Annotated in this window: 20 protein-coding genes; 8 read left to right on the forward strand and 12 right to left on the reverse strand. The window is 52.2% G+C overall.

The annotated features are described in order from the left end of the window. The first annotated feature begins 267 nt into the window (after positions 1-267). Complete coding sequence (locus AAGF34_RS16395) at positions 268-1,431, forward strand: FIST N-terminal domain-containing protein (RefSeq protein WP_342616786.1); 1,164 nt, start codon at positions 268-270, stop codon at positions 1,429-1,431. Further along, positions 1,432-3,540, forward strand: a complete 2,109-nt coding sequence (locus AAGF34_RS16400; protein WP_342616787.1) for an EAL domain-containing protein — start codon at positions 1,432-1,434, stop codon at positions 3,538-3,540. Positions 3,541-3,614: 74 nt separating this feature from the next. Here AAGF34_RS16400 and AAGF34_RS16405 read toward each other — a convergent pair whose 3' ends face one another. After that, positions 3,615-4,892 carry a diguanylate cyclase gene (locus AAGF34_RS16405; protein ID WP_342616788.1) on the reverse strand — a complete coding sequence of 426 codons (1,278 nt, stop codon included), beginning with the start codon at positions 4,890-4,892 and terminating at the stop codon, positions 3,615-3,617. A 357-nt stretch (positions 4,893-5,249) separates the two neighbouring features. Further along, positions 5,250-5,588 (reverse strand): hypothetical protein, encoded by a 339-nt coding sequence (locus AAGF34_RS16410; RefSeq protein WP_342616789.1) that lies wholly within the window; start codon positions 5,586-5,588, stop codon positions 5,250-5,252. A 481-nt stretch (positions 5,589-6,069) separates the two neighbouring features. Here AAGF34_RS16410 and AAGF34_RS16415 point away from each other — a divergent pair, with 481 nt between their 5' ends. From AAGF34_RS16415 to AAGF34_RS16430, 4 genes are all read left to right on the forward strand, one after another. Next, entirely contained in the window at positions 6,070-7,653 is a 1,584-nt protein-coding gene (locus tag AAGF34_RS16415) for a methyl-accepting chemotaxis protein (protein WP_342616790.1), read from the forward strand. 610 nt (positions 7,654-8,263) lie between these two features. Beyond that, entirely contained in the window at positions 8,264-9,607 is a 1,344-nt protein-coding gene (locus tag AAGF34_RS16420; RefSeq protein ID WP_342616791.1) for an ATP-binding protein, read from the forward strand. Between the two features lie 236 nt (positions 9,608-9,843). After that, entirely contained in the window at positions 9,844-11,349 is a 1,506-nt protein-coding gene (locus tag AAGF34_RS16425; RefSeq protein WP_342616792.1) for an ATP-binding protein, read from the forward strand. Then, a complete protein-coding gene (locus AAGF34_RS16430) occupies positions 11,349-12,644 on the forward strand; it encodes an HD domain-containing phosphohydrolase (protein WP_342616793.1) in 1,296 nt (431 codons plus the stop codon). The genes AAGF34_RS16425 and AAGF34_RS16430 overlap by 1 nt, the downstream gene beginning before the upstream one ends. 137 nt (positions 12,645-12,781) lie before the next feature. On the opposite strand, the gene AAGF34_RS16435 is transcribed toward AAGF34_RS16430, so the two are convergent. The 8 genes from AAGF34_RS16435 to AAGF34_RS16470 form a co-directional block, all read right to left on the reverse strand. Continuing rightward, a complete protein-coding gene (locus AAGF34_RS16435; RefSeq protein WP_342616794.1) occupies positions 12,782-13,252 on the reverse strand; it encodes a hypothetical protein in 471 nt (156 codons plus the stop codon). 264 nt (positions 13,253-13,516) lie between these two features. After that, entirely contained in the window at positions 13,517-14,128 is a 612-nt protein-coding gene (locus AAGF34_RS16440; protein WP_342616795.1) for a hypothetical protein, read from the reverse strand. A 241-nt stretch (positions 14,129-14,369) separates the two neighbouring features. Then, positions 14,370-14,984 (reverse strand): hypothetical protein, encoded by a 615-nt coding sequence (locus AAGF34_RS16445; protein WP_342616796.1) that lies wholly within the window; start codon positions 14,982-14,984, stop codon positions 14,370-14,372. 1,264 nt (positions 14,985-16,248) lie between these two features. Next, on the reverse strand, positions 16,249-17,937 hold the full coding sequence (locus tag AAGF34_RS16450; protein ID WP_342616797.1) for a methyl-accepting chemotaxis protein: 1,689 nt from the start codon (positions 17,935-17,937) through the stop codon (positions 16,249-16,251). 19 nt (positions 17,938-17,956) lie between these two features. Continuing rightward, positions 17,957-19,024, reverse strand: a complete 1,068-nt coding sequence (locus AAGF34_RS16455) for a sulfotransferase (protein ID WP_342621115.1) — start codon at positions 19,022-19,024, stop codon at positions 17,957-17,959. Continuing rightward, positions 18,954-19,943, reverse strand: coding sequence for a hypothetical protein (locus AAGF34_RS16460; protein ID WP_342616798.1), 990 nt, complete (start codon positions 19,941-19,943; stop codon positions 18,954-18,956). The genes AAGF34_RS16455 and AAGF34_RS16460 overlap by 71 nt, the downstream gene beginning before the upstream one ends. Continuing rightward, a complete protein-coding gene (gene cysC, locus AAGF34_RS16465; RefSeq protein WP_342616799.1) occupies positions 19,940-20,551 on the reverse strand; it encodes an adenylyl-sulfate kinase in 612 nt (203 codons plus the stop codon). Before cysC ends, AAGF34_RS16460 begins: the two co-directional genes overlap by 4 nt. Positions 20,552-20,555: 4 nt before the next feature. Beyond that, on the reverse strand, positions 20,556-21,116 hold the full coding sequence (locus AAGF34_RS16470) for an acyl-homoserine-lactone synthase (RefSeq protein ID WP_342616800.1): 561 nt from the start codon (positions 21,114-21,116) through the stop codon (positions 20,556-20,558). A gap of 222 nt (positions 21,117-21,338) precedes the next feature. Between AAGF34_RS16470 and AAGF34_RS16475 the strand changes: the two genes are divergently transcribed. Both AAGF34_RS16475 and AAGF34_RS16480 read left to right on the forward strand, forming a co-directional pair. Continuing rightward, positions 21,339-22,052, forward strand: coding sequence for an autoinducer binding domain-containing protein (locus tag AAGF34_RS16475; RefSeq protein WP_342616801.1), 714 nt, complete (start codon positions 21,339-21,341; stop codon positions 22,050-22,052). A gap of 144 nt (positions 22,053-22,196) precedes the next feature. Further along, positions 22,197-22,550, forward strand: a complete 354-nt coding sequence (locus AAGF34_RS16480) for a DUF4902 domain-containing protein (protein ID WP_342616802.1) — start codon at positions 22,197-22,199, stop codon at positions 22,548-22,550. Between the two features lie 167 nt (positions 22,551-22,717). On the opposite strand, the gene AAGF34_RS16485 is transcribed toward AAGF34_RS16480, so the two are convergent. Then, positions 22,718-22,843 carry a hypothetical protein gene (locus tag AAGF34_RS16485; protein WP_342616803.1) on the reverse strand — a complete coding sequence of 42 codons (126 nt, stop codon included), beginning with the start codon at positions 22,841-22,843 and terminating at the stop codon, positions 22,718-22,720. Between the two features lie 53 nt (positions 22,844-22,896). Further along, positions 22,897-24,414 carry a S53 family peptidase gene (locus tag AAGF34_RS16490; protein ID WP_342616804.1) on the reverse strand — a complete coding sequence of 506 codons (1,518 nt, stop codon included), beginning with the start codon at positions 24,412-24,414 and terminating at the stop codon, positions 22,897-22,899. Between the last annotated feature and the right edge of the window lie 140 nt (positions 24,415-24,554).

Below are 24,554 nucleotides of genomic sequence, written 5' to 3' on the forward strand. Positions count from 1 at the left end.
CATTCCTCAGACGAATTAAACGCAGGACAACTGCGCGAAATGGTAACGCGATTGATGCGGCAACCGCGCCACAGGAATATGCATTCATCGGCGTACTCAAAATTTAAGTTGCTTGCACAGTAATATCCCTCTGAATTATGCTTTCTATTGAACTCGCAGCTTTGCTGATTGACAGAGATGGGCCTACCTCTGTCATACTGAGGTGGCCTCTTCTTGTAGCATTCAAGACGAGCGTGCATGGTCAGGCAAATACATGGGAGAGCAGATATGCGTATCTCGCAACAAGTCTTTACAGCCGAAAGTCTGCAGCAACTTAAGTTCGACAATGTTTCCAAAGACCATTCCAATCAACTTGTTCTGATTTTTGGAAGCCCGAACTTGTTGCGGGACAGGGCCAATTTCCGAGACATTCGCCATGCGTTCCCTAAGGGATTAATTGTAGGTTGCTCCACCGCCGGCGAAATACATGACACCAATGTGAGTGACGACACCTTGGTGGTGACGGTGGTGGACTTTGAGCACACCTGGCTGCATATGTCCAAGGTGGAAATTGTTGAGCCTTCCGCCAGCTTTTCGGCGGGACTGGCGCTGGCTGCCTCTTTGCCAGCGGAAGAATTGGTGCATGTACTGGTGTTTTCGGACGGATTGAGAGTCAACGGAACCGCTTTGGTGCTGGGTATGAAGAACAAGCTACCGGCGCATGTCGAGATAACCGGTGGCCTGTCCGCCGACGGCGCCGACTTTTTAGAGACTCTGGTTTGTGCAAATGATGTGCCGACCGAAGGCCTGATTGTTGCGGTTGGCCTGTACGGCTCCAGGATCAAGGTTGGTTACGGTTCGCTAGGTGGTTGGGACCCTTTTGGCCCTGAGCGCGAGATTACCCGCTCCGAGGGCAATGTACTGTTTGATTTGGATGGCAAACCAGCGTTGGACCTGTACAAGCTTTATCTGGGTGAGCAAGCAGCTGGACTGCCAGCAACCGGATTGTTGTTCCCGCTTTCCCTGCGTTACCCCAATCACAACGGGGGCAGTGTTTCGGCCTCAAGCGGTGTCGTCCGCACCATTCTCGCCATTAACGAAGCCGACAGAAGTATGACTTTCGCAGGCGACATGCCGATGGGGGGCCATGTGCGCCTGATGAAGGCCAATTTTGAACGCCTGATTGACGGTGCGTGTGGCGCGGCCAAGATCAGCGCGGCACCCATGCCGAATGTCTCGGCACAATTGGCCCTGCTCATCAGCTGCGTTGGTCGCAAGCTGGTGCTCAAGCAACGTGTCGAGGAGGAGGTTGAGGGGGTACGCGACGTACTAGGTATCAACACCGTTTTGGCGGGATATTATTCCTACGGCGAGATTTCCCCGCATAAGCTCGGAGAGTCGTGCGAGCTACACAACCAAACCATGACCATCACTACGTTCATTGAATCCTGAATGCTGCATCCTCTACTTCAACGTCAAATCAAGCGGCTCTATGGCAAGAGGGAGGATCTTTCGGTTGGTATGACTGCGCTTTTCGAGGCTATCAGCGAGGCCTACTATCAGGCCGATACCGACCGTGTCATGGTAGAGCGTTCGCTCGATCTGGCGTCGCAGGAAATGTTTGAGCAGAACCGCAATCTGTCCAAAGACTTGGAGGCCCGGCGAGCCGCTGAGTCGCAAGTGGTGCGGTTGTCCAATTTCGATGAATTGACAGGACTTCCCAATCGAAATTTGTTGGATGACCGTGTGAACCAAGCGGTTGCCGTGGCACGCAGGCAGCAGCGTCGCTTTTTGGTTTTGGTAGTTGGGTTGGACCATTTCATGTCAATCAATGACAGCCTGGGGCATGCAGCAGGCAACGAAATGCTGAAAATCGTCAGTACGCGGCTTAGCTCTTGCACTCGCGGAAGTGACACGGTGGCGCGCTTGGGAAATGATGAGTTCGCACTGGTCTTGCTCGATTCGTCTGAAGCTGAGGCCCAAGTCCAGCAAAAACTTGCTGACGCAGATGCGTACGCGTCTGATCCCTATTTGGTTGAAATCCTCCACAGAGTTTTGAAGACCGTCTCCGAGCCGGTGATGCTGGCAGGACGGGAGCTGCAAGTCACCTGCAGTATCGGCGTGAGTTTGTTCCCCCAAAATGGGAAGGAATGTGGGGCTTTGCTGCATGCAGCGAGCACTGCCATGAACAGTGCCAAGCGATTGGGGCGCAATACGTTCCAGTTTTACACGACTGAGTTAGGCGCAAGAATTGAGGCGCAACTGGCCGTTCAGGGCCAGCTTCGACTGGCGGTCGAACGCAGCGAATTCGTCTTGCATTACCAGCCGCAAGTAGACTTGCGCAGCGGCAAGGTTATCGGTGTAGAGGCTCTGGTGCGCTGGAATCACCCTGAGCTGGGTCTCGTGCCGCCTTCTCAATTCATAGCCTTAGCAGAAGAGACTGGGCTGATTGTGCCGATTGGGAGCTGGGTGATTCGCACTGCATGTGAACAATGCAAGATATGGAGGGAAGCGGGACATGGTCTGCTTCGCGTGGCGGTGAATCTGTCTGTTCGGCAGTTCGAGCAGCTCGACTTGGTGGAATACATCACTTCCATACTGGCTCAGACAGGAGTGGAGCCGCAATTGCTTGAAATCGAGCTTACAGAAAGCCTGTTAATGACTGACGTCGAGCGGGCCAAAGATGTCTTATGGCGCCTGAAGGCACTTGGACTACAGATGTCCATTGATGATTTTGGAACCGGGTACTCAAGCCTTGCGTATCTGACGCAATTCCCAATCGATTTTCTGAAGATTGACCAGTCGTTTGTACGCAATATTGGAGCGAATAACAACGCAGCCATCGTTAAGGCAATTATTTCAATGGCGCATAGCCTGGGCATGCGTGTCATCGCCGAGGGTGTGGAAACAGAGGCGCAGTGCGAGTTTCTGCGACTCAACATGTGTGATGAAATTCAAGGTTATCTCTTCAGCAAACCGTTAGACGCCAGACAAATTGAAGATATGGTGATCCTGGATAGGCGGCTACCCCCAGAGTTGTTGCATTTCGAAAAACCGAAGCGGACGGTGTTGTTGGTGGACGATGAGCCGTTTATTGTCAATGCACTAAAGCGCCTACTAAGAAACATCAATGCGCAGATCTTTACAGCCGACGGAGGACAAGCCGGCTTGGAAGTTTTGGCCAAGTATTCCATTGACGTGATCGTATCTGATCAACGCATGCCTGGCATGACGGGAATGGAGTTCTTTAGGATCGTAAAAGATAAGTATCCCGACACAATCCGAATCGTCCTCTCTGGATTTACGGAGTTGAATGCAATAACTTCCATGGTGAACGAAGGTGCAATCTATAAGTTTTTGACCAAGCCTTGGGTTGATGAGCAGCTTCTGCTTGCAATTGAAGAGGCCTTCCAACACAAAGAGTTGGCAGATGAAAATCAAAGGCTAAATCTTGAAGTGCTCACCTCGAACTTGGAACTGGCTGTAGCCAATAAAAAACTTGAGGAGGCGCTGCACATGAAGCAGCTTCAAATCGACTCCCTTTCGGGGCTCGACTTCTAGTCTAAGGTTTCTCACTTTTCAACACTCCCAAAGTTCAAAGTGTGTTGACGCCGTGTAGCGGTGGGTAGCACTTTCTAAGTAGCCGATGGGGCCAGAAATGACGTGTCCAATGCAGCTAGATCATGGCGCAACGATGGCGAAGTGTACGCGTCTTCGGCGCGAACTTCATTGCGTCCTTCTGCCTTAGCGCGATACAAGGCCTTGTCCGCGCGGTCAAGCGCTGCTTCAAAGCTGTCACCTACGCTGGGGTTCCAACGGCTGACGCCTATGCTGACGCTGACTTTCACTTTTGTGCCACTTGGCAAGTCTATCTCCGTGTTAGCGATGCGTACTCGCATGCGTTGGGCGGCTTCCATGGAACGAGCTTCGTCCGCACCAGCCAGCAAGATGGCAAATTCCTCACCGCCCCAACGGGCCGCACAGTCCTCGGTGCGCATGCTCTCGGCTAGCACCGTCGCAACACGCTTGAGCACCAGATCGCCACCACCGTGGCCATGCTGATCGTTTATGCGCTTGAAATGGTCAATATCAACCAGCCAGACACTTAGTGGCATTTCTCTTCGACTCTGCATTGCTGCCAGCCGTGACGCCGCTTCGTGCAGTGAGCGGCGATTGAGTAGGCCTGTGAGCCAGTCGTGCATTGCCATGCGCGCCAGAGCCTGCGCAAACTGGTGCAACTTGGCGGCCAGTGGTCGAAAGACCAGCAGGGCCTCGCCCAGCAAAACGACTACCAGTACCAGCAAAAGTGCGGTCTGTATCTGGCGAAGATCCTCAACGGCGGACACATTTTGTCGCTCGTACTCCAGCACAGCACTGTTCAATTGAACCAGCAACTGATTTGAAGCCGCCTCCACAATTCTTTTGTGGACTGCAGAGGCCAGAATTTCTTGCCTATTAGGGACAATTTGCAACAATAAACGTGCATCTGCTATGTAGGACCGCACCAAAGGATCAATGCCACTAAGCGGTGTGAAATACAGTTTCTTCAATTGCGGTGAACCCGGCCTCGGAACTCCGCCGGTTTCGTCTCCCAAGGTGAGTCGCTCATGAGCCCTGGCCATCTCATCAATGGCAGTTTCGAGTTGTTCGCGCAACTGTGCGTCAAACTTCAGCCCGTATTCCATCGACAAAAAAGCAATGCGCTGTGACAGCATGCGCTGACGTCCACTCAAGTTAATCACCGCGCTAGATTTCTTCTGCTGCTGAATAACCTCAAGGACGAAATAGTGGGCACCCAAAGAAAGTATGCCAATGATGGTTAGGCAAACCACATATGCCAGCGTCAAACGATGACCCCGTACGACATTGAATTGCTCCCATACTTGGGAGTCTTCTGCGATTGTTGCACTCATGGCATCAAACCAGCAAGCAGCGATATAAGGCCATCGCCAAGTACACTAAATTGCCTTTTCATATTGCAAATCTTGTTCACTTCTCGTCATCTCTAAACAGTAGACCCCTTATGAAATCACAGCAATATTCATGCCATTGGGCAGGCGTTAGGGATTCCTCGCATAAACCGGTGCAAATTTCAAATGCCAACTCGCCACTAATGGTAAGTCAGCGCTGAGTGTGCATTCTTAGGCATATGTGGGCGGAGGGTAAATTGAAGGCTGGGTGAGTGTTATGCACAGCCTCATCCATCCGAAATGGGGATAAATATCTAGATGCGCATCATGGGCCGCGAGGCCATAGACTGGCGATAGACTTTAAGCCTCTAAAAACTGCCGGATGGACAAGGCGGCAACTTCCGGCAGATTCACGAATCGAAGGCCGATCTTGAAGCCGTCTTGATCCCTGGCGGGCACGCAGTGCACAACTTGAACTCGCGTTTTAATGTTAATTGTGTCAGTTGGCTTTGTAGGAATCGGTATCCTGACGAAGGAGGTGATGCCCGACGATTGCCATGCCGCAGACGTTCTGCGTCCAGCGTCCAGCGTGCGGACTTCAGTCGACTGCGCCGGAGAAAGCGTGACCATCGCGCCCAAGCGCCGGGCACGACGTCGATGCTGTCTTTGATTGAGGAGCTGGTTAATTAGCAATCCCATGACGTTGATGCGTAGCGAACGTCATGCATGGCGTACAACTCTGCGAACAAGATTCGATCGGCGTCAACATCCACGGATCCGAATTGGATGATCTTTTATTTGTGGACGGGTTGGAGAATTCATCTAGGCGAAGGCCCATTCTTTTCGCCGGGGGAATATGACTTGTTCCTGCGGGGAATAAGTGCGGACTCAAATTTTTCGGCTATTTGAATTTCAAAACTGGAGAGCGGCTCCTTCACACCTTGTCTGCGCTTTGACCATACATATACTTTGCACCCCACTATCCGCTATTGGTAACCGCTTTGTAATATTGAATTCGCATTTGATGCTAAATCGGGTTAGTATTTACCCTAATAAGTAGTGCGTTTCTCGAAAGACCAATTTGGTGGCAGGTGTCACTGACACGGCCACTCTCAACAGTTTTTTTGAAGCGCACGGCATCTAACGATAATTTTTCAGCAGCCCGGGAGGATGTTTCATCATGAGAATCTCGACCACAAAAGTCAGCACACGGTTAACTGCAGCTTTTGCTGTCATGATATTAATTACCGCCGCAATGGCAGCTTTGGGTGTCTGGCATCTTCAGACGCTCAAACGCGACAGCAAGCAAATTGCAACCATCCACAATCAACGTAACACGCTCGCTTTGCGCTGGTCAGCGGCCATCAATCTCAACTGGCTGCGGCTGCATGCGTTGCTGAAAACGTCGGATACCGCCTATATTACCTCGCTGCAAAAAGATATTGCCGATACTGTCAACAACATCAACGTCGTGCAAAAGGAGTTGGACGCGCTCATCAATGATGAACAAGGTCAAGCGCTGGTTGATCAGGTTGGCAAGTCCCGCCAACGCTACCGTGACATTCGTGATGCTCTTTTGAAGAGGAAACTGGCGGGCGAGGATGTTGGTGCGGAAGTGGATCGTGACCTGCAGCCCCTTGTTCTGGAATACCTCAAAAATGTGGATCTAGTGCAGGCATATGTGCAGGAGCGATTGTCGTACGCCGAGAAAGAAGCCGAGCACACGGCTGATTCCAGCCAGATATTTTTGAGCATCATTTCGGGCGTATCGATTGCATTGGGCCTGCTCCTGGCTATGTGGGTCACGCGCTCGGTGACCCACCCCTTGGGTGGTGAGCCACACGAGGCAGCCAGGGTCGCACAAAGCGTAGCATCTGGTGACCTTAGCGCTGAAATCAGCTTACGGCCGGGTGACACTGGTAGTCTGATGGCCCAACTAAAGGCCATGCAAGCCGGTTTGGCAAAGGTTGTCAGCAATGTGCGCCAGCATTCTGAAGGTGTTGCCGTGGCGAGCGCTCAGATCGCGGAGGGAAACCAAGATCTCAGTTCACGAACAGAGAATCAGGCCAGTGCACTTGAACAAACCGCTGCTTCAATGGAACAACTTGGCGCTACGGTCAAGCAAAACGCTGACAGCGCCACCCAAGCCACCCATTTGGCCCGCAACGCCTCTGCCGTGGCGATCCAAGGTGGGGAAGTCGTTGCCCGCGTTGTGGACACAATGAAGGGCATCAACGACAGTTCGAAGAGAATCTTCGACATCATCAGTGTCATCGACGGCATTGCTTTTCAGACCAACATCCTAGCTCTAAATGCGGCAGTAGAAGCCGCCCGAGCAGGTGAACACGGCCGTGGCTTTGCCGTGGTTGCCACCGAAGTCCGTGGCCTGGCTGGCCGGGCTGCGGACGCCGCCAAAGAGATCAAGACCCTCATTGGTACCAGTGTGGAGCGAGTAGAACAAGGCACTGCACTGGTCCACCAGGCCGGTGAAACGATGAACGAGGTGGTAAGCGCCATACAAAGGGTGACCGACCTCATGACAGACATTAGTACTGCCAGTACGGAACAAAGCCAAGGCGTTGCACAGGTCGGTGAGGCCGTCACTCAAATGGACCAGGTCACGCAACAAAACGCTTCCTTGGTTGAAGAGATTGCCAACGCCGCCGGTGCCCTGCGTTCCAAGTCCCGTGACTTGGTCGACCTAGTGTCTGTTTTCAAACTAAGTGGCCAACTTGGCATTTCAACCAGAGAGTCCGCAGGATGATTACTTGGGTAGTGCCGAACGCTGGCTCAGGCAGGTTCGCGCTTTATACTTGTCGCCGTTGGTCCCCCCCTCCTTCTGATGGGACCGTTTGGAGAGTGGCATTTGGTTGCACCAGTGCACTGCGCTTCTTGGTCTTTTTTTGCGAAGAGGCCAACCGGCAGCTGTCCCCAATCTTCACCCTTATGTGGGCATGTTGTGTAGTTACAGCGAATCCACAGTTTATTGCGTCCGGAGTTTCCGAGCATTGATCACAAGCATGTAATGTCTGAACACAGCGGCCGTTTTGAAGTTCCGCTGACGCTGGAAATCTAAGCACCCGCCATCGGGGTGCTTGCCGTTACAACTGGGCAATTCCGTTTTGACCGGCGCGGCGCATTAAATGTTTGATGGTAGCTGATGACCTCTGCCATGGGCAGTTGAGAGATCACCGTGGACTAAGGAATCTCAAGGAAGTACTGTTTAAATTTGCAGATCCACTTCTGATGGTCGATATGCATCATATTTATATTCAACGAGTTGCGGAATTCAAGAAATATCTCTACACGTTGAAAGGAAGGGTTCTCCTGTTACGAATCTGATATTCTTATGACTCAACCGATGGAGGCAGCTCATGAATACCAAAATAGTCCCTGGCAAAGACTGGCTTAATGAACCAGACGAACGTAAACTTAGTAGCTCAAGCACGGCATTTCATATCCAAGCGCTGGTATTTCGCACACTCATCGACATCATGCCCGATCGGATCTACGCCAAGGACACTCAAAGCAGATTTATCTTGGCCAATAAGGCCGTGGCTAATCTGATGGGGAAGAGAACTCCTGAGGAGATGATTGGAAAAACAGATTTCGATTTTTACCCTGTGGAGCTTGCAACAGAGTATTTTTCCATAGAGCAGAAGTTAATTCGTTCGGGCGAGCCTTTAATTGCTTGTGAACAGCAGGTCCCAAATTTGAATACAGGTGAAATTGGATGGCTGCAAACGACCAAAGTGCATCTGCGTGATGCGGAAGGCAACGTGATTGGCCTTCTTGGCCTCGCACGAGACATTACGGAGCGCAAACGTATTGAAGCCGAGTTGCTGAGCCGCAATAATGAGCTGACTTGCCTCAACGAAAAGCTTTCCCAAGCCCAGGAGCAACTAATCCAGTCGGAAAAAATGGCCTCCATTGGGCAACTCGCGGCAGGCGTTGCACACGAAATAAACAACCCCATCGGGTATATCTCCTCCAATTTCGGTATGCTGGAGAGCTACCAATCCAGCCTTTTTGAAATGCTGTTGGCTTACCAGGCCCATGAGACATCTGTAAATGATGACGAGAAAACCAGAGAATTGAGAGATTTGCGGAAAAGATTGGAAATTGACTTCCTCGTGCAAGATGTACCGGACCTAATGAGAGAGTCGCGTGATGGTATTGAGCGCGTCAGAAAAATTGTGCAGGATCTGAAAAATTTCTCTCATGTAGACTCACAACTAGATTGGCATGCCAGCGACCTGCGTCAAGGAATAGATTCAACCCTGAATGTGGTGAATAACGAAATTAAGTACCATGCTGACATCATCAAGGAGTACGGGGAGATTCCGCTGGTCGAGTGTGTTCAATCTGAGATCAACCAGGTCGTTATGAATCTGGTCATCAACGCTTCGCACGCTATCAATCGGGAGCGCGGGAAGATCTATATCCGTACGGGGTCCGATGGCAATCAGGTCTGGATTGAAGTGGAGGACACAGGTTGCGGCATTCCAAAGGAAATCCTACCCCGCATCTTTGATCCGTTTTACACCACAAAGCCTGTGGGCAAGGGCACCGGACTCGGTTTGTCCTTATCCTACGGTATTGTGCAAAAACATCACGGCAACATTGAAGTGCAGACCGAAGTAGGAAAGGGCACGTTGTTTCGTGTAACTTTGCCCGTCAAACAATCTAAACCACTTGCTGAATCCGCCTTGCAATGAATAGGGAGAATCTCCAATTCTTAGCTGCAGCAGTGTTAGATGCGTGGAATATTACACATGGAAGAAAGACGGACTTTTTGATGATAAGTGAGAACCAATTCAACGCATATTTCGCGGTTTTCTTGCGGCAATTAAGTACCATTAACTTGAAGGATGATACGAATTGTGGATGAAATATGACAACGTGCTGGCTGATCTATGTGCTGGCGTTGTTTTGCGTTTTTTAAGGACAAGCTATGCTGCATTCCGAGACGCCTACCAAAAGCACTGTGCAAGGCCTGGCAGCGTTGGACCCGGCTGATTTTTTTGACGGTAGTCCAATAGCAACATTCGTTGTCAATTCCAGGCACCTTGTTACGCACTACAACCAAGCCTGTGCCACTCTGCTTGGAGTTCCCGCCGAATCCGTCATAGGAACCAGCGATCTGGGAAAGATACTGTATGGAGTTGATAGACCCATCATGGCTGATCTGATAGTGGATGGGTCCATGGAAAGCATTGTTGCCGATTTGTATGAGAATCGATATCGAAATTCCCTGGTCATTCCTGATGCATATGAAGCAGAAGGATTCTTTCCTAATCTCGGCACGTCTGGCCGCTGGCTGTTTTTCACCGCCGCACCACTAAGAGACGAAGATGGAGTCGTTGTTGGGGCCATTGAAACACTTCAGGATATTACGGAGCGCAAGGTTGCTGAATCAGCATTGATGAAGGCCCAGCTGGAAGTTGAAGACATGGTGACGCAGCGCACCGCCCAACTTGCCGAAGTCAATGATGCTTTGAGACAAGATGTAGTGCGTCGTGAGTCGGTAGAGTTGGAACTGCTGAATCGGAATTTGGAACTGAGCGCCCTCAATGACAAACTTTCAACAGCTCAAGAACACCTGGTGCAGTCAGAGAAGCTTGCATCCATTGGATTGCTTGCGGCAGGGGTGGCGCATGAAATCAATAATCCAATCGGATACGTATTCTCCAATTTCGGAATGCTGGAAGAATATCTGGAGAAATTATTTCAGATGTTGCGAGCATATGAAATGGCATGTGACGTGCAGATTGCACCGGAGGCGTTGCGAGCACTGCAAGCCAAGAAACTGGAAATGGAGATTGATTTTTTGAAAGAAGATATTCCGAATCTGATGAGGGAGTCCAAAGAAGGTATTGCAAGAGTGCGAAAGATTGTGCAAGACCTAAAAGACTTCTCGCACGTGGATGCTAAACCGCAATGGCAATTTGCCGATCTCAACCGAGGAATTGAGTCTACGCTGAACGTGGTGAACAACGAAGTCAAGTACAAGGCAGATGTCGTAAAGGAATATGGCGACATTCCGGAAGTTCAGTGCATGCCGTCTGAAATAAATCAGGTTGTCATGAATCTGGTTGTCAATGCCGCGCACGCGATTGGTCCCAATCGAGGAAAAATATACATTCGATCTGGTGTAGGCAATGCCAAGCTTCAAGGCGCAGCCGATCTCAAGATCGATAACAGTGTTTGGATAGAAATAGCGGATACAGGTAGTGGTATTCCAAAGGATGTCGTACCACGGATATTCGATCCATTTTTCACGACTAAACCTGTGGGCAAGGGCACAGGTCTTGGACTTTCACTGTCTTATGGAATCATTCAGAAACACCACGGAAGAATTGAAGTAGATACTGAAGTTGGAAAGGGAACAACCTTCCGCATTACGTTGCCACTGGTGCAGAGTGATCAGGTTGTCCAGTCCAAGGAGACCAAGCAGTGATGTTGGAATCCACGGTATCAGTTCCGATGAATATATTGTGCGTTGATGACGAGATGAATATATTGTCGTCACTAAGACGGTTGCTGCGTCCCCATGGGTTTCAGATTTTTACGGCTGAAAGTGGTGTGGCCGGAATCGGCATCCTGGAATCAAATGCCATTGATTTGGTTATTTCAGACATGCGAATGCCAGAAATGGATGGTGCGCATTTCCTGGAAATAGTGCGGGGTCGGTGGCCGGACACCACGCGTTTGCTCCTGACGGGCTATGCAGATGTGGACGACATCATGAGTTCGGTCAATCGTGGCGAGATCTACCGCTACATTACCAAGCCTTGGAATGACCACGATTTGATATTAATTGTCAAACAAGCTCTGGAACGAAAGGCCTTGGAGCTGCAAAAGCGTCAGCTGGAAAAGCAGATTGCAGCACAGAATGAAGAGCTCAAAGTTCTCAATGCAGGGCTAGAAGTGCGGGTTCAGGAACGTACCGCAGAGCTGCAGGTGGCGCACGCAAAGCTGAAGAGCAACTACCTCAATTCCATCAAGGTTTTTTCCAGTCTCATGGAATTGCGTGGACGCAGTCTTTCGGGACATTCGCGTCAGGTCGCAGATTTGGCTAGACGCACTGCAGTGACCATGGGTTTGAATGAAAAGCAGCAGCAGGAAATTTTTGTCGCGGGTCTCCTGCATGACATTGGACTGATCGGATTGGCGGACAGCATTCTTACTCGCCCGGTGGGCCGCCTTACAGAAGAGGAGATGTTGCAGTATCGACGTCACCCGGCTTGGGGGGAACAAGCGCTTCTCTCACAGGAGGATATGCAGGGAGTAGCGAGCCTCATTCGCTGGCACCACGAGCGGCACGATGGAAAAGGGTTTCCTGATGGATTGGCAGGTGACCGTATCCCCCTGTCCGCGGCCATATTGATTGTGGTTGAAGCTTATATGGACATGCAGTCCGGGAACTTGAGCACATCGAAACTCACGGCGGCTGAGGCTCGTTCGATGATTTTGCATGGACGCGGCAATCAGTTCAATCCGGAAGTGGTGGACGTCTTTTTGCAGGTATTGATTAAAGCCACGCCCAACAACGAAGTTGCTTCGGTGGTACTTGGTGTTGATGAGCTGCGTCCTGGTATGGTCGTTGCCAAGGACCTGACTACCCGAGATGGAATCGTTTTGCTAAGTGCGGAACACGTATTGACCGAAAAGTTGATATCGTTGCTGCGCCAGCGAGAATCAAAGGACGAAGAAGAGTTGCGTGTGGCGATTAAATTGACATCGCGCCGATGAGCGCTGCTACCCTATCTAGCTGTTCTCGGACTCCGGGCAGTTGCTAGGCTCTCTTTCGGGTAAGGCCATGAATGTCGGCTATCGGCAACGCCGAAAAAATGAGGCTCCAAAATGTCTGGAATCATATACAGACCGTCTCAATTTGATTCCTGCGCCCGCCGGTACCCTTCAACGATTGCTGAAGCCAATTCAGCTTCTTCGGCCAGCTGCACTTGCTCCTCGTGAAGTTCCAGAAGTGTATTTACCATATGGCCCTCTTGCTCACTAAGGCTATAGCACCCTCCATTCAGCACTCTTACTCGGCATTCGAGGATGGTATCCAATGCCTGATTGAAATCGCCAAGCATTTCATTTCCATATCCTTGCTCTGCTAAAACAATGCTGGCATAGGCGGTAACAACGAGTTCTCTGAAGTGCTCGAACTGCCCACCACCGTTTGTAAGCGCGTAAAGTGCCATTCGACCTGCCAGGCCGATACTGGTCCGAGTCGTCTGTGACACTGGCTTCTTCGCAAAGGCACGCCAGACCGGATTTGCGGTTAGCATGACCATATTGAGTGTGTCCCGATTCAATTTGCTCAAACTATGTTTCTTTTTTGGTTTCTTCAAAGCCACTCACCCCTTTTTATCACTCGCCCGGCCGACGCAGTTGGGGCCCAATTATGCGAAATGTTGCATGTGAGACTTCATCCGCCGCCACGTGCGTAAGCAATGTCCAATATCGAATAGATATGGCCATTGTGCAACGTTGGGATAATCGTTTCTGGAACCGCCCAAAAAGAAGTTGCCTGCAGGACCCTACTGATGGACTGCTCTAAGCGCAAATGGTTAGACCTGCGCGGCGGCAATTTCAACTGTGGGTGCTGAAACGGCTTAGATCACCTTGCTTACCTTCAGCGCTGCTTTGGTCCTGGGAGCCACCTTGGATTTAGCAGGCTTGCTCACTGCCTTTTCTGCCTTAGCTGTTATTCCTTTCTTGGCAACTGCATTCATCTTCTTCCCAGGCTCGGCGTCGGCCGCAGTGTTTACGGAGCTTTCGCCAAGTTGAAAGATTCCGTGGCCACCCAATTTGACTGTGCCCGAGACTAGAACTCTTTTCAGAGATATACCTACGGAGCCCAATGGGAGCATTACCCCAGCTGCCAATGCGGCACCAGTAACAGCAGTACCCATATCCGATTTCAAAATACCTTGCAGATGAGACAGAAGCTTTGCGTCGTTAGCTGTTAGGGCTTCGGCTGCAGCAACCTTGCGTCCAGCCGTCTTCGCAGCCTTCACTTTTTTGGCAGCCTTGGCAATCCATGCCATGACATCGATGGCCGCAGCGTTGGAAATTGATCTGTGCTTGGCAATGTCCTGCAGAACGATGACGTCTTCTGCAGGAACAGCGAGTTCATAGGCCAGAGCAAAAAGCTTCTGGAGCTGTGACTCTATTGCAACAAGTCCTTGATCCAATCTGGAAAGTGACTTGAATCGCTCGATCACCTGATCCGATTCAGGTCCAAACCTATTCTAAATAGTCGGGCGGCTTCTCAACAATACTGTCTTGATCACGTACCAAGACACGACTCGGCGATTCCATCATCCCCTAAAATCCAGGTGGAAGAATATGGTTCTCGCAGGTTTCAGGCACGCACACCGCCACGCCATCTTTGTAGCTCTCTCCAGAGCACTCCAGGGCGCAATCTCAATGCATTTGCGGACGTCGAACACGATTCAATCAAATCTAGCTCTCGGGGCTTCCGTTGCACCAGAGGTCGGCTGTCTTTCCATAGATATCAACTCTGCTGACAAATGCCGCAAGAGAGTTCTTGTCCACACAGGCTGCTTTGAATGCAGAAATAACTGCGGCGGCTGTCTGCATTCCCAAAACCGGATACCGTGCACCGTAAAACTGCGCATTCAGCAAAGCAGCAACTGCATGCATGCCGGTGTTGTCGGCTGCGCCGAATTTATTCGGGTTCTTGGTGCTGGGCCCAACATCCTGCAACTTTACATTGGAGTCAGTGTAAAAAGGTACACCAAATACGTCGTTGAATTTCGCAGTTCTGGGATAGTTGATGTAGAGCGTGGGTGAAGAGGTCCAAAGCGCGACTCCGTTGTTATTCCACCAGAACCCAGGGCTGCAGCCGCAGGGGTTGACCGTGCCAGTGCGAGAAAGATTACCCGAAGCCAGTTCAGAGCCTGTGCACGTTCCCCAGCCAGCTACTGCCGAACGCCCTGGCAACGTAAGTAGAACGGCGGTACCAGCGGTTCCGAGCCGGCGCCGTCCCTGATTGACTTTTAATGTCGGCAGGACTTCAACATCATCTGTTGAAGCATTTTCATGTTGATTGTTCATATATACGTCCCTAACAGTTATCCGAGGAGGTCAACGTGATTCTTGCAGGCCAACGCCGCGACATATCCGAAAATCACAGATTAATATTGCCGATTTGCAAATAAAGCAAAATTTAGGCCACCGAATTAAATGGCCGGTTTTACCTAACAAAATCATAGAGCTAGCATGATGTGGCGACGAAGGGGTGGTACAACACATTGTAAGTTCAACGGGCAATTGTCAACTTTTTCGACAACCAAAGGCTCCAGGTAGTGCACGCCTGAATCAAGGACTAGTTGCGGAAGCGGGGTCGGGCCGAAAAAATTGCTCAAATGGTCTGGCGATCAGGTGGCAAGCCTATAGAACTGGTAGGCTGCGGACCTGGTTTGGCCGCCGGGAAAGTTCATCTGCCCTTGGAAAAAGGCCGCGTAATCGCAGAGCTGGGAGCGACACAATTCAGGAGCGATGTCACGTCATTCTCATTTGCCCACGCTTAGCGCGAAAAAACCAAATTGAAAGCCGCTATGGGCAAATCCGAGGTCACAATGTTCGATCGCACTGGTCTTACCGGAAAGCACCATTCCTGATCCATCAGATGTGCAGCTGCACTGACCTTCTGCGCATTGCGCTCACTGCGTTTATAAGTCACAACAGATGAGAATGGATCCGGCAAGTGCTCACCTGCTATTGCAGTCCGAGTGCGCGTCGTAGACAGCGTGCTGCATGACGACTTTGCCCATTGGTACAAACATTTCCCGTCGAACAAGGCTACGACTACTCCGGTTGCATGATCCACCCCACCAAATCGAGCGCTCTCCCGATTCGGCGCAGGCCTTGCGGGAAGAGAACGGGCGACTACACGCGAAGGGCGCGTATTTAAAAGAATTGCAAGCCTTGATCTGATCGAAGAGACCAGTTGCGCCGATAAGGCGCGTCTAATTGCTGGATTGAGGCAGCAATATAGATTGGCGGACCTACTGCAGGTAGCAGGCTTGGCACGCGGTAAGTTCTATTACCGACGGCGAACTCGTCAACATTCGGCAGTTGGGTTGAGACAGATTTCTATCGTAGTGCGCGCACATTTCCCCCAAGCTGTGTAGTAGCGACGGGAGCATACAGTTGTGGCCAAGCATGCACTGACTTTTAATGACGCTACCTCATGTACCGGCTTACTGTGGGGTGGTTCGCGCAGGCAACCGTACGCAAGGCTGACATCGGTGATGACCATCAATACTGGCCCGTGCTTTGCCATCTCACCAAAACTTCAGAGGACGGTTAATAAAGACTACGTGCCAATTCGTGACTTGCCTTCCACTGTACGAGAAGTCGCACCATCAATCACACGCAGATTGGGTTTGGACACTTGGGCAACATGGTTTCTTGAGGCGAGTGTCGGGGGCGTTGAATGTGACGGCATTGCGCGTAGCCGATTTTCTTCCCCCAGATTGAATACGGCAACTGTCTCCACCAAACTTTGAGCTTGGCTCTTCATGCTGCTGGCGGCGGCGGCCATTTCCTCGACCATGGCAGCATTTTGCTGGGTGGACTGGTCCATCTGGGTAACGGCTTCGCCGACTTGTGAGACCCCTGAAGATTGCTCACTGCTGGCCGCGCTTATCTCAGCCATGATGTCGGTGACGTGACGAATGGAATTCACCACTTCCGTCATGGTGACACCAGCCTTGTCAACCAGGGCCGAGCCTTGATCGACCTGCTCCACACTGGCCGAGATCAGCTCCTTGATTTCCTTGGCTGCGGCAGCCGAACGTCCTGCCAGGCTGCGTACTTCACTAGCAACCACGGCAAACCCCCGTCCCTGCTCTCCCGCCCTAGCGGCTTCAACGGCCGCGTTCAAGGCCAGAATATTAGTCTGAAACGCAATGCCGTCGATCACGCTAATGATTTCAGAAATCTTGCGTGAGCTGTCGTTTATGTCTTGCATGGTGGTGACCACTTCGGCCACTGCGCTGCCGCCTTGTTCCGCAACCTTGCTGGCTTTCATTGCCAATTGGTTGGCCAGTTTGGCATTCTCAGCATTCTGATGCACAGTTGAGCCCAATTCCTCCATGGAGGCCGCCGTCTGTTCAAGCGCACTGGCTTGGCTTTCGGTTCTACTCGAAAGGTCGCTGTTGCCTTGGGCAATTTGAATGCTGGCCGTGGAGACAGTTTCCGCGCCGCGGCGTACATCGGCCACGATCACGGCCAGTTTGGTCCGCATTGCTGCCAGTGCCTCCAGCAAATGGCCAGGCTCGTCATTGGAGCCCGGTGGGATGTGAATGCCTAAATTACCATCTGCGATGGCAGTCGTGGCATCCACGGCCTGCCGTATCGGCCCCGTGATGGAACGGGTTGTCCACCAGGCCAGGAAGACCCCCAACAGGATGGACGCAGCCGTACCCATGGATACCAGCAACAAGCTTGTATCGGCTTGTTGCTGAATTTCTGTGAGATTCTGGCTAACTCCCTGATCTAAGAGCTCCATCAACTGCGTCAGAATACCTTCATAGTTTTTGTAAGCTAAGGCCAAGTCTGCATCAACTTGCACGGTTACATCCTGCCCGGATTCTTTCAGCTTGACGAGTTCCGCCCGTTTAGTTCGGTATATGTTTCTTGCGGAAATTGCTTGGTTATACAGCTCTTTCTCCTTGCCGTCGTGCATGGAGGTACCAGCTTCATCCATGCGTTTGCTCTGGATTTCCACCAAGGCACGGATGTCCTTGTTCAAACGGGCAACGTATTCCGGGTTGCTCGATTTCAACGTGGCCTCGGTACGAAGCCAATTCGCCTGGACGTCAGCAAGCCAGCGCTGCACCAGATCCTGCCGCTTGAGTTCTGTAGTTGAGATGTTTTCGTTGTTCTTCTTCAGCGCCACGATGCTCGTTATTCCCAACATGGCGATGAAGACCGTGATTAACAACAGAATGCCAAAAGCCGCCCCCAATCGAACGCCCAATTTCAAATTCAAGATGCGCATTGCTCCTCCTTATGGATGCTTAGTTATTGGTTTGCAGTAGAAGTGCCGTCGTTTCGCGGCTGGAACGGACGCGTTCCAGATAATCAGCACGAACACGGCGTGCTGCGTAGTCGTTCGGATTGCTTTGCGCGAGCTGCTGCCATGCCTTTGTCCGGTTTTGCTCGGAACGCTGGACACAGTCGACCATGTCGGCTGAATCCAGTATTTCGGCGCTGGTATCGGTCATGCGTTCATACCCGTATTGCTGCATGTAGGGAAGAGTCAGCGTTTCGATCACTTCAATCTCGCGCATGCTCAGTTGCGTCTTGAACTTGTCCTTGTTGGCAGGAATCGGGGCAAAGCAGTTGGAGGCCCACAAGTCCGACATTCTGGAAAGCTGCTGAGCTTCTGCCGAACCTGCAACATCGAGCATTTGCGGCAAGAAGTCCATACCGATGAACTGGCATATCTTGCGCAGAATCTGCTCCTGATCGGTAAGAAAGTCTTCGTAGCGTATGGTCAGAACCCGCTCAGGGTGTTCCTTTGCTAGGGTCTGGCCGACGCGGTGCGCGCGCACCCACGCCATGGCATTCAGGGTGGAGTCGAAGTCGTGGATGATGGCACGGTTCATGGATGCCACTTGCGCGCGTGGATCGCGCACAACGTTCAGAAAAAGGAAATCGGGAAATAGGTCCATCAACTCGTGCGCAAAGTGCACACTGTCGAGCGACTTATCCATCACGATACGCGCGCCACGCTGCTCACCTGCCCGCAGCAGCATTTCCCAGACGATGCGGTGCACGCTGCGGGGCTGATTGCGAATCGATTCGAAGATATCCTCGGGAGTGAGCTCCACACCGGCCCACTTCACCATACTAGCCGCTTGCAGCCCAACCACATCGATCACCAGATTGAAGTAGTTGCGATCGTCCGCCAGATCGCCGTAAAGAGGCAATATGGGAATGAAATCCACAATATGCAGGGGGTATGGCGAATAGAAGTCCGGGTTGAAATTCAGCCGCAGACGCAAAGCATGGCTACCACAACGACGCAGCGGAATCATTAAAAGCGGGCGTGGTCGCGCAGTGTTGAGTGGGGAAGTACTCATGAGCAATCTCCCGAGAGATATTGATAGAAGTGGCAATGATTCGCCCCAAATCGGACGCGGGTGTGTGGTCGATGCCTCCAGCCGCATGGCGACCGCCGCCTCCCGCGTAGCAATGGCAAAAGAGGTCTGTGCGGGCGCGTGAAGCTGCGCTAGTTCGTATGCTGACCACATAGGTGTCGCTGGAGCAAGGGGGTAGCACCGCGAAGGATTTGCTACTGTCCGTGCTCGTCAATTGGTTGGCTAGGGTGCCAGACAGAAGCCTTGTCCAGCCTGTATCCGGAAGCACGTACACGTCAGCCAAGACTGTTTGTGCAAAAGGCGCAAGTGCGTTGGGTAGTTGATGGTCTTCTGCGAAGCCTTCGCGAAGGTGGCCAAATTCAGAAGAGCGGGCGAAGAAGTCCTGGGGATCTTCGAAGCGGTGGACCGACCGACACTGGTCCACCGGATGGATGTGCAATTCTGTTGTGGTTACTCTGTATGCGTTGTAGTTCCGCAAGCGTCCCAACTGGTCCCGAGCACTTCTGTTGCCCGCCGAGCAGCCACTGTTCCGTGCCAGGCGAACGGCCTGAGCTGGCAAGTTGTCTCGAGTGCAGTCGATGTAGCATTCCAACCGCGGATGGGCGAACCTCTTTTCTTCTGCATGGTGGTCAAAGTAGCGCAAGCGCCCCCCAAACCCCAACACCTGTCGCAACCCCACTTCATTGCGGGCAAAGGAAATATCCAGGGCGGTGACGCTCAGGGCCACATTCGTGGGCAACTTTTGATATAGGGCAATGTTGCGTTTGACGCAAGTCAGCCATTGACTGTCGCACGCTTGTGCCATGCGGAGCTGGTGCAATGCGTAGATTCCATCGGCATCTCCGTTAAACAGATCGTAGGCCTGAATGCTTGGAGGCTCGACTGACATGGCGTCGCTCAAGCTAGCACGCTCTGCTGCTGCAGATAGTCAAGTATCTGCGCTGCCGCCTCGGACACGCTACACTGGCCCGCATCCACGCGTATATGCGGTTCATCTGGTGGCTCGTAGGGTGCGGAAATTCCTGTGAACATGGGGATCAGCCCCGAACGGGCCTTGTTATATAGGCCCTTCGGGTCTCTGTCTTCACAGACTTTGAGAGCGGTACTGACATGGACTTCAATAAAGCGAGCGCTACCAATGATGCTGCGGGCCATGGCCCGATCGGCAAGGCAGGGCGAAATCAGCGCGGTAAAAACGATAAGTCCTGCATCGTTCATCAGGGCGGCCACTTCGGCGACGCGGCGAATGTTTTCCTGTCGCTCCTCTGGAGTAAAGCCCAGATCGCGATTCAGGTTGTGGCGCAGATTGTCCCCATCCAAGACAAAGCTTGACAGGCCCTGATCATGCAGACGCTGCTCCATTTCGTAGGCGAGCGTGGATTTGCCTGCGCCGCTCAAGCCTGTCAGCCAGACCGTGACGGGTCGCTGATGCAAAAGCTGTTGGCGCCGTGCAACCGTCACACGGCCCGTATGCGCAACCACCGTTTGCAAAGGGAGCGGGGTCGGCATGGCGCTATTCCGAGTCAAAGGCGATGGAGCAGGCGAAGATGGGGTGGCCATCCACAATGACCGGAGGCGCAATACGGTGTGCTCGAATTCCCAGTCGACGCAGCAAGCGCTCGATACCAAGAGGCGAAACGGTAATGAAGCGTTTGGCGCCACGAGCCGCCGCGCATTCCATGGCGGTGCGCAGCAAATTGAGCATAATGGGTGAAGAGAACTGGTCCAGGGCCGAACCTGTTCCACCGGAGAAGTCCACAGCGGCAAAACGCGAAAGCTCCCAGACTTCCGGAGAGGATGGCGGTGGTGCTCCATGCAGGAGTTGCGGAAAAACGTCACCGAGCAGATAGGGGCGCGTAGTGGGTAACAGACGTGCCGTTCCTATGACTTCAGCTGCCTCATTCTGGGCAACCACGTAGACGGTATCTGCACGGTCGAACTGGTCATATTCCAGGGCGTCTTGGCACTGCAACTGCCAGCCCAACTTTCTGACAAATACCTTGTGGCGGTAGCGCGCCATATCGACCAACAGGTCAGGGGGCAGAGCCGTGGAGTCACCGAAAATGAATTGCATCGCAGTCCCTTGAAAGCCGTTGTTTCGATTAAAGGGGCTGGCGCCCGCATCCGAAACTACCAACTTTGGTAGGTTGTCTTCGTGATTGCTGCAGGGTAATTCGGCAGTGTGCCTCTCACAGTGTAAAGAATGAAAGCTTCATGCAAATTAGCGGCAATTTGTATATGCTACTGACCGTATAGACAGTTGAATTTCTACGCAATTGCAGGTTGAGGGAACATAATGAAAAGCTGGCAAGAGGAACTTTTCAGCACGGTGGCGGATGCTCAAGATGAGCACGAGGTGTTTCGCAAGGTAGAGGCTTCTGCTCGGGCGCTGGGGTTTACTTACTGTGCTTACGGTTTGCGTATCCCCTTGCATTTCACCAGTCCCAAGACCATTGTTTTGAACAATTACAGTCCAACTTGGCAACGCCGATATGAAGAGGAAGGCTATGTGTCGGTCGACCCGACCGTATTGCACGGGCGCCGTAGCCAGACTCCGCTCGTGTGGTCCGATCAGGTGTTTGCTTCAGTCCAAAAGCTGTGGGACGAGGCGCAGTCTTTTGGATTGCGTATCGGTTGGGCGCAGTCCACGCTGGATGTAAGGGGCGGTTTCGGTATGCTGAGCCTGGCACGCTCTGGCGAACCACTGTCTAAGGCAGAACTCGCAGCTCAAGAGGTCAAAATGCGTTGGTTAGCCCACATCGCGCATCTGACCTTGTCACGCATCTTTGTGGGCCGTCAAAATGCCGAAAGCCATCCCCATCTGACCAGCCGGGAAATCGAAGTTTTGAAATGGACAGCCGACGGCAAGACTTCATCTGAAATCTCGGACATATTGGTGGTTTCCGAAAATACAGTGAATTTCCACATCAAGAACGCGGTGCTCAAGCTGAAAACCGCCAACAAAACAGCTGCAACAGTGCGTGCGGCGGTGCTAGGACTTCTGGGCTGATTTCTCAGTCTTGCTTATGCAAATGATTTCCATAGCAGACCTAAAGCGGTATATTGGGGGCCACATCACAGTAACCCTGCTAACATTTTTACCGGTATTGCCCTGACCCTCATTATGCGAGTTTCATCGGACGGATTGGTTCACTTGTCGATCGATGAGTTGCTCTCCACGCCCATGAGGCATCTTGTGTCCGGGTTGGATATGGAACACAGAATCGGCAAAGTGGACTGCGGCCAGGAAACGGATATTTCGGGCTACACGGAATGGATCAGTACCACGATGCCAGCCATTTCCATCGGATGGGATTGGCGCATCCAATCCTTGGCCGGTCCATTGCAGTGGCAACGCGTGGGGGCACCTCGAAGCAATGTCATGTTGATGTTTACGACGGGTGATGATGCCGGGTGGGACAAAAATCTGGAAATTCTGTCAACGGTTGTTGATGCCTTGCCATGGCGCGAAGAAATTCCACAAGCCGTCGCCAAACGTTACGCCTAAATGGTCATCCCCTAAGAGTCCACTCTGCATTGCTACCAGACTTGACTGAGGGTGACGAAGAATACGTCCGATCATGGTCCGTGACTTGCATATGAGGAGCTAACTCTGTGAGGGCGCAAAATGAAGAAGCAAACCTTGGCCATGGCGTCCGTACATTCGTTCGAGAACTAGCGTAAGCCCACCCCGCGCTGCAACCATTGGGTGCACACCAGCATCACTTCCAGAGAATAATGCGACCGCTTGGGCGCTTTGAGCAGTTCGGGGATCTTCGCGGCTTCGATCGTGTCTTGCATACAGGACTCTCATGTAGCGACGCTTACTGCGAAAAGCCCCCTTGCTGCCTACATCAATAGGCAGCAAGGGCGGAGACTATCGCCGTGGAATTAGGCGTTCCTAAGCCAGTCGGAACGTCGTACAGCGCATTTGCAAAACAGGCTGTGCACGTTCCGTTGCTACCGGAGGCGACATCGTTGAAATAAGTTACGTAGCTTCCAGACGCCAGCGTCGAGTAGAGCAAGCTGTGGGCATCTCCCAGTGTAGCCTTGCCCGACAATGCACGATTTGCGTTCGCCACAGTTGTCAATGCAGCCCAAATCGGAGTACTCAAGCTCGTACCACCAAAGGCATACCAATACGTTGTAGATGACGTTGCAGCGGTAAATGCAACGTAGACACCTGTGTAGGGATCAGCCACCATGGACACATCTGCTGAGGCCCTAAAGCTCGTGTCTCCGGGAATGGAAGCGTACGTCTTCTGGTACGCAGGCATTGCCAGATAGCTGCTGACTCCCCCACCCGTGCCAGACCACACACTCTCTTGCCGTGATGACGTGGTGAAACTGCTCAAGGAGGTCCCACCGACTGCCGTCACGGCCGGCTCGATTGCCGGCCAGTTAACTGCGTAGCCGCTATCCCCTGTAGCGGCAAAGTACCCCATGCCCGCGGTTCCAAACAGCGATGAGGAATACGCACTGTTCGTAACCCAAGAAGCTTCTGCCGCCGCGAAGCTCATGGAGACAGTACCCTTGCCGAACTTGTTTGCAAGCTTGATGGCGTTTCCCAGATCATTGAGTGACGCAGAAGGCGCTTGAATAAGAACGATCCTGGCCAAAGGCGCGATAGCATGCGCCCATTGCGTATCCAGCGCAATTTCCTGTGCCCATCCAGCGTTGTAGGCCGGAGAGTTACCGGTCATATTGCCTTGGCTATTGATGCTCAGTACATAGATTTGGCAAGAATTGGTTGATGCTGCAGGCAGGGTACTTGCCGAAGTGGAAAGCGAGGCCTGGGAGCACACTGGCAAGCCAAACTGCTTGCTAAAGGAAGTGAGATCCTGAACGACTTTTGGGTGGCTATAGGCATCCACAATGTAGATAGTCTGGCCCGCACCTAAATTCGCGTTTGTTGAGTTGGGTATTTGGTAGGCTGCTCGGATCTGGGCCGGTGTGTACACAATCGACGAGGTAGTCGTGCTGTTGGGTGTGGCGCCCCCCTGCCCGCTGCCCAGGCCGTGCTCGCGCTGAAAGCGCGAAACATCCTCATCGGTAACCCCTCTGGTTCCGAGATCCTTCAAATCCTGTGGAGTGTAAATGTTGACGGGGCTGTGCGTGAGTGATCTATTGCTGCCGTCGGCATCTTCATCGCTAGGAGTTGTTGCCAACGGCAGGCGGTGGAAACTGGGCGTAACTAGCTGGTTGCCTAGGCTGGCTTGAGCAGCCACGGAAACAGACGCCGTCGAGCCGCTATCCTGCGCATCTGACGTACCGCTTCCGCCACCACAGGCTGCAAGTGTTGATAAGGCCAGTGCCCATAGGCTCATGACCGTATTGCGATTTGGACGGTTTGCAGACAATACAAAGCGCATAACGGGCCTCTTGCAGTAGTTGACTGGATTCAAACCATTGTGAACAGCTTTCTTTGGGCGGGTTGATTTATGCCGGATACTTTGTTTCGCTTTGTAAAGTTCGTCGTCGAAACGTCACGCTCCGCGCTTAATCTGGCTGA

The organism is Rhodoferax sp. GW822-FHT02A01 (assembly GCF_038784515.1).
Taxonomy (GTDB): domain Bacteria; phylum Pseudomonadota; class Gammaproteobacteria; order Burkholderiales; family Burkholderiaceae_C; genus Allorhodoferax.